Annotated in this window: 12 protein-coding genes; 6 read left to right on the top strand and 6 right to left on the bottom strand. The window is 58.2% G+C overall.

The annotated features are described in order from the left end of the window. Nucleotides 1-121 precede the first annotated feature (121 nt). The 3 genes from EEB12_RS01140 (at nt 122) to EEB12_RS01130 (ending at nt 2,358) form a co-directional block, all read left to right on the top strand. A complete protein-coding gene (locus EEB12_RS01140) occupies nt 122-1,009 on the top strand; it encodes a phage major capsid protein (protein WP_141487282.1) in 888 nt (295 codons plus the stop codon). A 540-nt stretch (nt 1,010-1,549) separates the two neighbouring features. Next, nucleotides 1,550-1,930: a hypothetical protein gene (locus EEB12_RS01135; protein ID WP_141487281.1), complete on the top strand. Its 381-nt coding sequence runs from the start codon at nt 1,550-1,552 to the stop codon at nt 1,928-1,930. Beyond that, a complete protein-coding gene (locus tag EEB12_RS01130) occupies nt 1,930-2,358 on the top strand; it encodes a hypothetical protein (protein ID WP_141487280.1) in 429 nt (142 codons plus the stop codon). Before EEB12_RS01135 ends, EEB12_RS01130 begins: the two co-directional genes overlap by 1 nt. Nucleotides 2,359-2,458: 100 nt before the next feature. Here the strand turns inward: EEB12_RS01130 and EEB12_RS01125 are convergent, their stop codons facing one another. The 6 genes from EEB12_RS01125 to mptB form a co-directional block, all read right to left on the bottom strand. After that, a complete protein-coding gene (locus EEB12_RS01125; protein ID WP_141487279.1) occupies nt 2,459-3,025 on the bottom strand; it encodes a hypothetical protein in 567 nt (188 codons plus the stop codon). Beyond that, nucleotides 3,022-3,639, bottom strand: coding sequence for a hypothetical protein (locus EEB12_RS01120; protein ID WP_141487278.1), 618 nt, complete (start codon nt 3,637-3,639; stop codon nt 3,022-3,024). Before EEB12_RS01120 ends, EEB12_RS01125 begins: the two co-directional genes overlap by 4 nt. A gap of 355 nt (nt 3,640-3,994) precedes the next feature. Then, on the bottom strand, nt 3,995-5,389 hold the full coding sequence (locus tag EEB12_RS01115; RefSeq protein ID WP_021344236.1) for a hypothetical protein: 1,395 nt from the start codon (nt 5,387-5,389) through the stop codon (nt 3,995-3,997). Between the two features lie 47 nt (nt 5,390-5,436). Next, nucleotides 5,437-6,273 carry an ABC transporter permease gene (locus EEB12_RS01110; RefSeq protein ID WP_370333988.1) on the bottom strand — a complete coding sequence of 279 codons (837 nt, stop codon included), beginning with the start codon at nt 6,271-6,273 and terminating at the stop codon, nt 5,437-5,439. Nucleotides 6,274-6,287: 14 nt separating this feature from the next. Next, nucleotides 6,288-7,229, bottom strand: a complete 942-nt coding sequence (locus EEB12_RS01105) for an ABC transporter ATP-binding protein (protein ID WP_141487277.1) — start codon at nt 7,227-7,229, stop codon at nt 6,288-6,290. Next, nucleotides 7,226-8,980: a polyprenol phosphomannose-dependent alpha 1,6 mannosyltransferase MptB gene (gene mptB, locus EEB12_RS01100; RefSeq protein ID WP_080910404.1), complete on the bottom strand. Its 1,755-nt coding sequence runs from the start codon at nt 8,978-8,980 to the stop codon at nt 7,226-7,228. Before mptB ends, EEB12_RS01105 begins: the two co-directional genes overlap by 4 nt. Nucleotides 8,981-9,110: 130 nt before the next feature. Here mptB and EEB12_RS01095 point away from each other — a divergent pair, with 130 nt between their 5' ends. The 3 genes from EEB12_RS01095 to sufD all read left to right on the top strand — a co-directional run bounded on the left by EEB12_RS01095 (nt 9,111) and on the right by sufD (nt 12,693). Beyond that, complete coding sequence (locus tag EEB12_RS01095; RefSeq protein ID WP_269455348.1) at nt 9,111-9,857, top strand: helix-turn-helix transcriptional regulator; 747 nt, start codon at nt 9,111-9,113, stop codon at nt 9,855-9,857. A gap of 155 nt (nt 9,858-10,012) precedes the next feature. Continuing rightward, the gene (gene sufB, locus EEB12_RS01090; RefSeq protein ID WP_003944799.1) at nt 10,013-11,473 is read left to right on the top strand and encodes a Fe-S cluster assembly protein SufB; all 1,461 of its coding nucleotides are present in this window, start codon (nt 10,013-10,015) and stop codon (nt 11,471-11,473) included. Further along, nucleotides 11,473-12,693 carry a Fe-S cluster assembly protein SufD gene (gene sufD / locus EEB12_RS01085; RefSeq protein WP_019748412.1) on the top strand — a complete coding sequence of 407 codons (1,221 nt, stop codon included), beginning with the start codon at nt 11,473-11,475 and terminating at the stop codon, nt 12,691-12,693. The genes sufB and sufD overlap by 1 nt, the downstream gene beginning before the upstream one ends. Nucleotides 12,694-12,747 lie beyond the last annotated feature (54 nt).

Genomic DNA, 12,747 nt, shown 5'->3' with positions numbered 1-12,747 from the left:
TCTTGATATAATAGAATTAACATAGAGTGAGATGCTCGTTAGTTATGGAGTGAGATACGAAATAGCTTTAGTCTATGCGGGACGTTAAACCGTAAATTCATAATGAAAGTAGTTTTTTGAAATAGTAGCAATTAATGCAAATGCTTGGATTCCTGAAGGGTATGACTCAGAGGTAATCGCAGCAGCAGTACAGAATAGCGCCGTAGAAGCATACGGGCGCAAGGTAAAAATGAATACCAATACGGCTAAGGTTCCACGTATTGGAGAATCGGTAGTATCGGTTATTGGAAAGTCTCAACCGTACCCGGAAGATCCAGCAAATTTGGATCAGGTTTTGCTAGACACGATCAAGTTCGGTGGACAAAACGTCCTAGCTGAAGAAGATTTAGCGGATTCCAACGTGAACATTATCGCCGCGTTGCAGAAGAGTTGGGCGACTGGCTATGCCAAGACATTCGACAACGCGTGTTTGGGTACGACGGCAGTAAGTAATGGTGGAAATGTTCCATTTACTTCTGTTTACAAGGAAGTTAGCACCAGTGCAGCAGCTCACAAGATTGCAACCGCTGGACCAGTCACCTACGACAAGGTTTCGCAAACCTTCGGGAAGGTTGAGCAGGGCGGATACTTCTCCGATAGCGATATGCTCGTTATTGCGCATACCAGCTTGAAAGAGTCATTGCGTGGTCTTGTTGACGGCAACGGCAGACCTTTGTTCATCGAACAGGTATCGGCAACGCAGCCAGCAACCTTGTTCGGATATGCGTTGCGGTTCAGTGACGGAGCAAAGACAAGTGCAAAGAATGAGCAGAATCCAACTGGAAATCCACTGTTGATCGTTGCAAATCGTCAGCACTTGATCGTTGGCGTACGTGAAGAGATCGAATCAAGATTGAGCATCGAGGCTGGTTGGAACACTGACGAACCTCACTTGAAGATGCGAGCACGTAGAGCGTTTGCTGTTGGACGAGCAAAAGCCTTCGGTATCTTGGAAGTAACAGGAGCGTAAGAAATTCGAAGCGGCTCAGCGTTCAATGCGAGCGTTGGGCCGCTTTGTTTTACATATGAAGAAGTATGACTATGAGTTTCAACTGAGTTTGCCTACAATCGACTACTTTCACACGGTAGCCATGACTGTTGGTTTTAGCACCGCTGAAATGTACTTGCAACTAGGAAATTCAGATTTCAAGACGAAGCTGCGTGATCGAACATGAGAAAGTTCTATGTCGGTCAACGTCCAACAGGTTCAGTCTTGTTCAAGATCGTAGATGAGCACAAGCAGCCGATAGATGTAATGCGATACCTGACGGCAAAGGTGTTCATTCGTAGACCTGATGGTTCGATCTATTCGGAGGGTTCAGCTATTCCGGTCAATTCTCGGTATGACGCTATCGAATATGAGTTTGGCGAAAACAGTCCGTTTGTAGTTGCAGGTGAATATCAGATTCAGATTCGATTGAGTATGGACCTGGGAGACGGTACCGGACCGTTTGACTACACAGACATTATCGCTATCGACGTTATAGAAAGTTTGGAGGGAAGTTAAAAGATGTTAGCAACAGATGCAGATGTGCTAGATATGACTGGATATACAGTCAACGATCAGCAGATCAGACAAGCTCAGGGAATCGTGGAAGTGATTGCAGGAAAGCCGGAGAGCCTTGTCACGAATGAAACAGACAAGCATTGGCTCAAGTATGCCGTGTGTTGGCAGTCTGCCTATTTGGACAACTCAGACGTGTTCGCACAAGCGAATGTGGAGCAAGTAAAGCAAGACAAGACCACTGTCACCTATGGTGAAAAGACGTATGCTGTCAGTCCGCTGGTGGTTGAAGCAGTCAAGCAGCTCAGTTGGAACAAGTCTCGTTCGATCATGACCGGACCGAATACAGTCAGGGCAAATCGTATGCCTGATTGGTGGTACTGGTGATGCCTAGATTCATTGTTCGGTCATGGCCTAGCCTGGTTGATATTTACACTGAGACGATCAGCTATGACCCAGAGTCGTTAGAAACGATTCGTGTATGGAACTATCTTGATCCTGAGACAGTCGAGTGCAACGTAGTTGCGTTGAATCCAGAAGACAGCTTGGAAACCTTCGGGCCAGAGTATGTCAACAAAAAGTTCGTCAAGCTCGAAATTCCAACAGGTCAGTTCGACCTAGGTCAACAGGCTGGAAATTTGAGAAGCAAAGACGGCAAGCAGCGTTATTATCAGCGGTTCATTGACGGAGACTTCTATCCAGAAGTGTTCAACATCAGCAACATTGGCACTCGTATCGACTTGAATGGTCAGATTGACTGCTACGAGCTGTATCTAGAGCTGTATGCAACGACAATCAAAAAGATTGCTAGATAGCAGAATGGACCGGGCTAATTAGCCCGGTCCATTTGCATACGGTGACACTAAACAAAAATGTAACGTACGAAGGAGGAGTGTACGGAACACTTATATTATATCATTTATTGAGAGTTGATGGAAATGTTTCTAGGTACTCTTGAGATATTGGAAGTGAAGTATTTTCGAAGTTTTTTCTGAACAGTCGATATTTTTTGGATCGTTTCTTTGAGGTTAGTTGCTTAGCGATTTCAATAAGGTCTTCGTGAGCAATTTCGATCATTTTGTAATCCATCGTTTTGACGATGAAATTGTCTTTTGAGATATTATCGGTTGAGAAGCGGTTGTGCAGTTCGATGATTGCTTTCGCTGCATTCATCAGTTCTTCGCTGCCAATGATAGAAAATTGATAAGACTCTCTACGTAACTTTTCATGCTTTTCGGCTGATCCGATCGTGTGTTTACCCGTCCATGCTCCCATATTCAAAATCTTGAATTCTTGCAATAGGCCGGAGGTGGATATGAAGTCGCTAGTGGATTTCATGATCACATCTCGTTTCCACTTTTCCAGCTCTCGTTCATCAGTTCGTTTGATGTTGTACCACAAACTGAACCCTGAGACGCAAGCCGAAATGAACGCAACACCAGCAGTAACGATAAATGCCCACCAGGGTGCACCTGAACTCATGAGTTAACAACCTCTGTTTCGGATTTACCAATTTCATCGGTTTGAGTTCTAGATTCTATTTCACGACGTTGTTCGCCGGTAGGTGATCCTATGGCCTTTTTTATTTCTTTGGAGTTGATGTAAGTTCTGGTCATGATTAGCAGTTGATTGTGTCGGCGTTCGAGTTCTTTCTGATTTACGATCGCTTTGAGTAGATAAGGTTCTTTCAGGTGGAACCTAGCGTTCTCCGCTGCTAGGACGTGCATCTCTATGATTGTCATCGCTTGCTTGTAAAGTTCATCAGCGCCAGCGATCCAAAGTTGATTTCGGCACTGCTTCATCTCTTCCAAAAGTGACAGCTGTTCTTGGTTGAGTTGAGGTGTCCATGTTCTCAGGTTCAGCCCTATCGTTCGATTTCTCTTGCTTGATGCTTCGAGAAGATCGCTTGTTACCTTCAGCAATGTTGTTCTGCGCCAGTTCAGAAGGTCTCGGCTCTGACTGGTGCGGTGTACGACATACCAACCACCGATTGCGATCAGTCCAGCGAGTACAGCAGCGCCGTAGATGTGCCAAGGTGTGCCGGTCGAGAGGCTGATTTCATGAACGATCACGTTCTGTCTGAGCATGGGAACCATTGGCTGATCGTAGGTTCTGGCATCTGCGCAGGTCAGGCACGACACGCAGAGGTCAGATCAACTGCACAAATTTGTGGGTATGGAAAGCCGTCGAACACTCCGATCGACGCAGTGCGTGGTGTGCATGCATTGCGTGGAAATGTGATTGGCCGAGCTTGTTGCTAGTCGTTGCGAGGAGAATCCGAAACCCGCTGCTATTGTGCAGTGGAACGTACAACTACATGCGGTTATCCGGCATACACACGATTCACCACGCCAACGATCGTAGTTCCCCATCAACTACACAGTGTCGTTGGGGGCAGGCGTTGAAGCAGGCGCGAAGCGAGCTGCCCCGCGTCGTCGGGACCAGCTCGCGTCAGTTCGCGCGAACGCGCACGATTCCCGAGATCGTTCCCTGGAAGTACTCGCCCGACTCGGTGATGAGTGCCGACATCTGCAGGGTGTCGTTGAGGATCGTCGACGGCAGTGGAGTCGAACCGATCTGTGACCCGTCCTTCGAGTCGATCACCGCGAACGAGTACCCGTCGAGCGGAGAGGTGCTCGGATTACCGTCCCGCGTGACGGTGTAGATCGAGCCGTCCGCCGTCGAGAGGTGCGGTACCGCGGAGCTACGAATCGTGTTGTCCCACACGACATGGCAGCCGACCGGATCTATGTCGACCCGGGTCATTCCGCCGTTGAAGGGTGCCGTGGCGGGGACCGCTGGACCGGCACCTTCAGGAGTCGTGGGGTACGGGTATCCGTAAGTGCCGGCCACGTAGACCGAATGACCGATGCCGACGGGGGAGTTCTCGCTGCCACTCGGTGAGCCGTCCTTGCTGGCCGCGGACAACACCGGCTGCGTGCACACCTCGGCGCCCGTGTCAGCGCGATAGACATGCAAGCTCACCGTCGGGTGGGCGTTGTCGACGATGGTCAAGAAATCGCTGCCCGTCGACGGGCCGAAATATGTCGGCGTCGATCCGGTTCCCCAGCTGAGCTGACCCGGATTGCGGGCCGGCCCGCGGTCGTACGGCTGACGCCAGTCGATGACGACTTCGTCGCCACTTCGCTTCAGTTGGTAGAGCGCGTGGGTCGTTGCGACGGCAGTGCCCGTCGGGGAGGTGGAGATGCTGTTCTGCACCTGTTCACCCTCGGGAAGCGCAATGCTGTGCGCGATTCGATCCGCGCCGACGTACCCGACGGTGCCGTGCCCGGTGGCGAACCAGACATTGCCGTCCCAATCCGGGGCGAGGCCGGTGACGTTGTCGTCGGCGGCAACCGCACCACTGAGATCGATGACATCCGCGAGTTCCAGCCGCCAACTGCCGTCCGGATTCTGCGCATGGGAAATGCGGACCAGTTGACGGTTTCCGTCGACGGCTACGAGACGGTTCTCGTTGTCGAGGTAGGCGTAGACGCCGCCGAGCAGGCTGCCCTTCGCGAGCGGCAGTTGCGCGACCGACCGTCCCAAGGGTGTGGCGTCGGCCTTCGGATCGATCAAATGGATGGTCGGGATCTGGCCGATCATCGTCGTGCAGAGCGAGACGATCATGCCGTCGGAACCCTGGAGGACCGTCGGGCAGGCGGCCATCATCGGGAAAGCTGTCACCTCGTGTGGGCCGGTTCCTGGACCAGGCAGCGGCGTGACGTCGGACGAGCCCGCGTCACCGTGCATGGTGGAAGTACCGACGGGACCGAGGTGCGGATTTGCAGGTGCGAGTGGACCGGACACCGAAGGGGTCGCCGTTGCGGGTCCGGCACACAACATCACTGTTGCGGCCACACAGCCGACGATCTGAGCTGTCCGTCGTGTACTCACGTGAACTTGAACCACCTTGCTGCGCAGACTCCGGCCACTGCGGCCCAGACGAGAAGTACGAGAATCGAGAACCAGTCCATCGAGGTGTCGAGGGCCGCTTCGAGTGCGTGTGCGAGAGCGCCGGAGGGAACAATGCGCACCAGCGTGTGAACAGCGGTCGGAAGTTCGCCGCTGGCGAAGACGACACTGCCGATGCCCACCATGATGAACCATAGGACGTTGGCGAGAGCGAGAACGATCTCTGCGCGCAACGTGCCGCCGAGCAGTAGGCCAAGCGCGGCAAATGTGACAGTACCGATGGCAATGACCACTGCGCCGAGTACAAGTTCGACGAACGACGGACGCCACCCCAACGCCAAACCGATAGCGCCGAGCAACAGCGACTGCAGCGCCACGACGATGATGACGGCAGCGCTCTTGCCTGCGATGATTCCCCACCGCGGTAGCGGCGTTGCACCGAGTCGTTTGAGCGCGCCGTATCGGCGATCGAATCCGACGGCGATGGCCTGTCCGGTGAACGCCGTCGACATCACGGCAACCATCATGACACCAGGGAGCACGGTATCGACCCGAGAATCGCCCAAATCGCCGATCGGAAGCAGACACAGTCCGATGAGCAGGGTGATCGGGATGAACATGGTGAGCAGCAATTGCTCACCGTTGCGGAGCAGAAGAGTCAGCTCCAGTTTGGTCTGCGCCGCCAGCATCTTGGCCGCCGAATTGGGGCGGGGATCCGGCGAGAAGGTGCCTGGCTCGAAGCGGTTCTCGGCGAGCCGTCGGTCTCTGGCAACGCTGATGGGACTGCTCTGGCCGTTCGACGCTGTTTCGTTCATGACCTTGATCTCCGTCATCCCCTCAGTTCCCGGCCCGTCAATTCGAGGAAGACGTCTTCCAGACTCCGTTGATCGACGCGAATGTCGTTGATCAGCACGTCCTGATCGGCACACCACGTCGCAACTGTTGCCACGGTTGCCGGATCGATTGCACCTTCGACGACGTAGGTGCCTGGGTTGGATTCCTCGATGCGGAACCCGGCGAGTGAACCGGCCAGCGAATCGAGGCTCAAACCGGGAACCGTCGTCAGACGGAGTTGTCCTTCGGCGCCCTTGCTGGTGACCTCGGCCGGCGTTCCCGATGCGACGATCTTGCCGTGGTCGATGATGACCAGTTCGTCGGCGAGTGCTTCGGCCTCGTCCATGAGGTGTGTGGTGAGCAGGACGCTCACGCCGTCGCGTCGCAGAGCGTCGATGAGTTCCCACACGAGCAGGCGCGCCTGAGCGTCGAGTCCAGCGGTGGGTTCGTCCAGAAATACCAATTCGGGGCGGCCGACCAGCGCGCACGCCAGGGACAGTCGTTGCTGCTGGCCTCCGGAGAGACGGCGGTACGGGGTCTTGCGCGCATCGGTGAGGCCGAGTTTGGAAAGGAGCCAGGCGGGATCGAGCGGGTCGGCCGAGTATGCGGCCACGAGGTCGAGCATTTCCCCGGCCTTGGACCCGGGGTACGCGCCGCCGCCCTGCAGCATGACGCCGATTCGTGAGCGGACTTCACCGGAGTCGGCGATGGGGTCGAGACCGAGCACTCGAACCGTGCCGGCATCGGGGGTGACAAACCCTTCGCACATCTCGACGGTGGTTGTCTTACCGGCTCCGTTGGGGCCGAGCAGGGCAACGACCTGGGCCGTCACGACAGTGAGATCGATACCGTCGACGGCTCGAACACCGTCGAAGGACTTGACGACACCCTGGATCTGTACCGCCGGCGTCGACGATCTGGAGGCTCTCGAGGTCACGGGGAATCAGCGTAAGCCCCCGCCGAGTTGTCTTCGTCTACCGGTCCGCCTTTCGTGATCTCCGCTACTGGCTTGTCGCTACGCCAGGGGAGTGAATTGCGGGTGAAGACGATGAGCGTTCCGGCGGTGAGGATGGTCGCGATGACGGCCTGCACGATCATGAACGGAAGGTATTCGGCGCCGTTGGACATCAACATGACGCTGACGATCGAGGTGAAGACGACGGCAGGGATGCGGAAAATCGGTGCGGTGGCCCACGCCGCCAACGGAAGGATCGCCCACAGCAGGTACCACGGCTGAACGACGGGGAACAGGAGAACGATCGCTCCGAGTGCGATGCCGAGTCCACCGACCGGGTGTATGCGGCCCATGTACACCGAGATCATCATCCGTGCGGTGACGAGCATGGCGACGAGAGTTGCGATGGGCCGCGTGATCGTGAGGATCGCCGTCGTGTGATCGCCGAGTCCGAGTAGTACACCGGCCAATCCCGTGCCGACGCCCAGGAGCGTCGGGATGGACATCCAACTCCGGACTGCGGTGGCGGTGTCGAGGGTGTTGATCCAACCCATACCGAGCCCACTGGCCACGCTGATGACAAACGTGACGACAGCGGCAACGACGCCCAGGAGAATCGCGGCTCCCGCCAGGGCTTTCCAGGTTCCACCCCAACGCCGAGCCAAGGCCATGCCGACAAATCCCAGCGCAAGCAAGGACGGAATTTTGACCGTCGACGACAACGCGATCAATCCAGATCCCGCAATGAGATAGAACAGCGCTCGCCCACGGATCGGCCCGGACCCTTCGACTGCGCGGAGGGCGATCTCGATTCCGGCGAGCATCAACCCGAGCATGAGCGCTTCGTTGTGGATGCCGGCCACCAAGTGGAAGAGCAACAGCGGGTTCGCGGCACCGAGCCAGAGCGAACTGACGGCAGAGACACCGCATCGCTTGGCCAGTCGAGGTATCGCCCACACGATGAGCGCGACGCCGGCCAATGCGAGCAAGCGGTGCAAGAAGATTCCGGCCACGATGTTGTCGCCGGTCAGTGAGCTGATCCCGCGTCCCAGCCACAGGAAGAACGGACCGTACGGAGCCGGGGTGTCGCGCCAGATCGTCGGAACCGTGCGGGTGAGAACGTGGTCGACGCCCAGTGCCGCCTTGGGGCCGATGGCGTACGGATCGAGTCCACGGGCCGCGATTTCGCTTTGTGCCAGATACGAGTAGACGTCGCGGCTGAACATCGGCGGTGCGACCGAGAGCGGCAGGATCCACAGCAGGAGTGTGCGGTCCAACTGGGAACGGGTCATGCGCCGCGGTGCGCCGGAACGGCTGCGTATGTCCCCGACTGCAAATCGGCCCATCATCAGCCAGGCGAGAACGACGAGCACGGTTCCGGTCATCGTCATGGTGAGTGAGACCGTCGGCATACGTCCGGGAAGGCTGAGGACTCGAAGTCCTGCGGTCGGATTCTGCAGGACGGGTTGTGCGCCGGCGCCGAGCGCTCCGACTGCCATCAAGACCGCGCCGGTCGCGCCGAATCGGCGGATCCCTCGCAGTTGTGCGGTTTCCTTCGCGTTCAGGCCCGGGCGCTCGTCCTCGTCGCCGTGCAGCACCGCGGCCATACTCTGCCGGGGAGCGGATCCGAAAGGTCGAACGCCGATTGTGGAAAGCGCGAGTGCCTTGGGTTTTTCCAGCAGGATCGCGCGCGCCGATCGCGCGGTCGTCGTCTTCTCGGGGGTCTGCGGCACACCAGGCAGCGTAGCGGCTCCATCCAGCCGGACAGACAAGCACAAACAACGTACGTTGTCCGGATATTCCCGAATGTAATGCAGGTTGCCCTTAGTAGACCTGCGAAAAGAATTCCGTCACACTTGTGTTGTGAAAAGAAATGCGTCAGACCCACGAAGCAAGGAAGTTGCAGGTCAGCCCACTGTAGCGGCCTCGCCGAGTGCTGCCGCAAATCCGGTTACGGTGAGCGTCGAAGGTCAGACGCGGGCGGCAGTGGTCAAGCTGCTACTCGAAGAAGGCCCCATTACCGCCTCCGAAATCGGCACACGCCTCGGTTTGAGTGCCGCAGGTGTCCGACGTCACTTGGATGCGTTGATCGAGTCGGGCGAAGCCCGTACCGCTTCGGCGTCGTCGCTGCGTCAGCGCGGACGAGGTCGTCCCGCCAAGCAGTTCCAGATCACCGCGACCGGTCGCGGCCGCCTCGGCCACACCTACGACGATCTGGCGGGAGCCGCGATGCGGCAACTCCGTGAAATCGGCGGAGACGCGGCAATCGAGGAGTTCGCCAAGCGTCGGGTCCAGGCGATCGTCGGAGACGTCGAACCGGCTGATCCGACAGATGTCGACAACGTCGAGGCGACAGCGGACGCAATCGCCGAAGCCTTCAACGCGGTGGGGTTCGCAGCGTCGACCCGGCCGGTCGGCAACGGCGTGCAGATCTGCCAACACCATTGCCCGGTTTCCCATGTGGCAGAAGAGTTTCCGGAACTGTGCGAGGCAGAGCAGCAAGCATTCCGGCAATTGCTCGGGACTCATGTCCAGCGTCTGGCGACCATCGCCAACGGTGACTGCGCCTGCACGACGCACGTGCCCCTCGTGTCCACCGGGAGTAGATGACCGGACCACAGTGTTCTACCGAGCGTTGCCACCGTGCAGCGTTCGAATAGAGATTTTTCAGCTAGTTCTTCAAAGTCAGAACTGCTCGACCACAGCGACCAGCCCTCGCTGAACCCGAGCAGCCGTCAAGAAACAAGACTCCGGAAGGAGCTCGCATGACCGTCACATCAGACCAGGCGACTACCACTGCGGCAGCAGGCACCGAGCCGCTCACGCAGGAAGAGACCATCGCGTCCCTCGGTCATTACGGCTACGGCTGGTCCGATTCCGACGAAGCCGGAGCCAGCGCGCAGCGCGGGTTGTCCGAGGCTGTCGTGCGGGACATCTCCGCCAAGAAGAGCGAGCCCGAGTGGATGCTCGACATCCGCCTCAAGGCGCTGCGCACCTTCGACAAGAAGCCGATGCCGAACTGGGGCAGCGACCTCGAAGGTATTCACTTCGACAACATCAAGTACTTCGTCCGGTCCAGCGAGAAGCAGGCCGAGTCGTGGGAAGACCTGCCCGAGGACATCAAGAACACGTACGACAAGCTCGGCATCCCCGAGGCGGAGAAGCAGCGCCTCGTTGCCGGCGTCGCAGCTCAGTACGAGTCCGAGGTCGTCTACCACTCGATCCGTGAGGACCTCGAGGAGCAGGGCGTCATCTTCCTCGACACGGACACCGGTCTCAAGCAGCACCCGGAGCTGTTCAAGGAGTACTTCGGATCGGTCATCCCGGCCGGCGACAACAAGTTCTCCGCGCTGAACACCGCCGTGTGGTCCGGTGGCTCGTTCATCTACGTTCCGCCGGGAGTCCACGTGGACATCCCGTTGCAGGCGTACTTCCGCATCAACACCGAGAACATGGGTCAGTTCGAGCGCACCCTGATCATCGTCGACGAAGATGCCTCCGTGCACTACGTCGAGGGTTGCACCGCGCCGATCTACAAGTCCGATTCACTGCACTCGGCCGTCGTCGAGATCATCGTGAAGAAGGGCGGCCACTGCCGCTACACGACCATCCAGAACTGGTCCAACAACGTCTACAACCTGGTGACCAAGCGCACCAAGGTCGAGGCAGGCGGATCCATGGAGTGGGTCGACGGCAACATCGGCTCCAAGGTCACCATGAAGTACCCGGCCGTGTGGCTGATGGGCGAGTACGCCCGCGGTGAGGTTCTCTCCGTTGCGTTCTCCGGCGAGGGCCAGCACCAGGACACCGGCGCCAAGATGCTCCACCTCGCGCCGCACACGTCCTCGACCATCATCAGCAAGTCTGTCGCCCGTGGTGGTGGACGTGCGTCGTACCGCGGTCTGGTGCAGGTCAACAAGGGTGCCCACGGCTCCAAGTCGACCGTCAAGTGTGACGCTCTGCTGGTCGACCAGATCAGCCGAAGCGACACCTACCCGTACGTCGACATCCGCGAGGACGACGTCACCATGGGTCACGAGGCCACCGTCTCCAAGGTCAGTGACGATCAGCTCTTCTACCTGATGAGCCGCGGACTGACCGAGGACGAGGCGATGGCCACCATCGTGCGTGGATTCGTCGAGCCCATCGCGAAGGAACTCCCGATGGAGTACGCGCTCGAGCTCAACCGCCTTATCGAACTTCAGATGGAAGGGGCTGTGGGTTAGTGACCACGCCAGAGACCGGAGTCATCGGAGCTGTTGCCGGGGAGAACCCGACCGCTCCTGTAAAGGGTGCAGCCACAGGCTCACCTATCACGAACAAGGGCGAGCAGTTCTCCTCGTTCGACGTCAATGCATTCGAGGTTCCCGGCGGACGTGACGAGATCTGGCGGTTCACCCCGCTGCGTCGTCTCCGGGGACTGCATGACGGCAGCGCCGTCGCCAACGGACAGGTCACCGTCGAGGTCGACGGGGGAAGCGACATCACCGTCGAGACCGTCGGCCGTGACGACGTGCGTCTGGGCAAAGCCGGCGTTCCCGCTGATCGCATTGCAGCGCAGGCGTATTCGAGCTTCGAGACTGCAACGGTCATCTCGGTGGGCGCCGAGGTCGAGGTCGAGAAGCCCGTCGTGGTCACCATGACCGGCCCCGGAGTCGACAACGTCGCCTACGGACACACCCAGATTCACCTGGCACAGTTCGCCAAGGCGACGTTCGTGATCGACCAGCGCGGCAGCGGAACCTTCGCGGAGAACATCGAATTCGTTCTCGGTGACAGTTCGCAGCTGACCGTGGTGGCCATCCAGGACTGGGCGGACGACGCAGTTCACGTGACGTCACACCACGCTCGCCTGAACCGCGACGCAGTGCTTCGATACACCTCGATCAGCCTGGGCGGCGACCTAGTTCGCCTGTCCGCCACCGTCAAGTACGACGGACCGGGCGGCGACGCCGAACTGCTCGGCCTGTACTTCGCCGACGCCGGCCAGCATCTGGAACAGCGTCTGCTGGTCGATCATTCGCAGCCCAACTGCAAGTCCAACGTGGTCTACAAGGGTGCGCTTCAGGGCGATCCCGGATCCGGCAAGCCCGACGCGCACACCGTGTGGATCGGCGACGTTCTCATCCGCGCCGCAGCGGAGGGCACCGACACGTTCGAGCTCAACCGCAACCTGGTGCTGACCGACGGCGCCCGCGCCGACTCGGTTCCGAACCTCGAAATCGAGACCGGTGAGATCGTCGGAGCCGGCCACGCAAGTGCAACGGGACGTTTCGACGACGAGCAGCTGTTCTACCTGCGTGCTCGTGGTATCCCGGAGGATCAGGCTCGTCGTCTGGTCGTACGTGGGTTCTTCCACGAAATCATCAACAAGATCGCTGTTCCCGAGGTGCGCGATCGCCTCGAAGCCGCAGTCGAAGCCGAACTTGCAGCCGTCGGCTCCTGACCGCCCCGCCTGCGACACCACCCCGTCGCTACGCTCGCCCGCCTCATCTTGAAG

Origin of the sequence: Rhodococcus sp. WS1 (genome assembly GCF_003797745.1) — a bacterium.
Taxonomy (GTDB): domain Bacteria; phylum Actinomycetota; class Actinomycetes; order Mycobacteriales; family Mycobacteriaceae; genus Rhodococcus_F; species Rhodococcus_F erythropolis.
This window is presented reverse-complemented; position numbering and strand designations above follow the sequence as displayed.

Excerpts from the sequence above, each read along its gene's own strand:
- EEB12_RS01135 (WP_141487281.1), top strand. The coding sequence starts at position 1,550 with ATGTTAGCAACAGATGCAGATGTGCTAGATATGACTGGATATACAGTC.
- EEB12_RS01130 (WP_141487280.1), top strand. The coding sequence starts at position 1,930 with ATGCCTAGATTCATTGTTCGGTCATGGCCTAGCCTGGTTGATATTTAC.
- EEB12_RS01125 (WP_141487279.1), bottom strand. The coding sequence starts at position 3,025 with ATGAGTTCAGGTGCACCCTGGTGGGCATTTATCGTTACTGCTGGTGTT.
- EEB12_RS01120 (WP_141487278.1), bottom strand. The coding sequence starts at position 3,639 with ATGGTTCCCATGCTCAGACAGAACGTGATCGTTCATGAAATCAGCCTC.
- EEB12_RS01115 (WP_021344236.1), bottom strand. The coding sequence starts at position 5,389 with ATGTTGTGTGCCGGACCCGCAACGGCGACCCCTTCGGTGTCCGGTCCA.
- EEB12_RS01110 (WP_370333988.1), bottom strand. The coding sequence starts at position 6,273 with ATGAACGAAACAGCGTCGAACGGCCAGAGCAGTCCCATCAGCGTTGCC.
- sufB (WP_003944799.1), top strand. The coding sequence starts at position 10,013 with ATGACCGTCACATCAGACCAGGCGACTACCACTGCGGCAGCAGGCACC.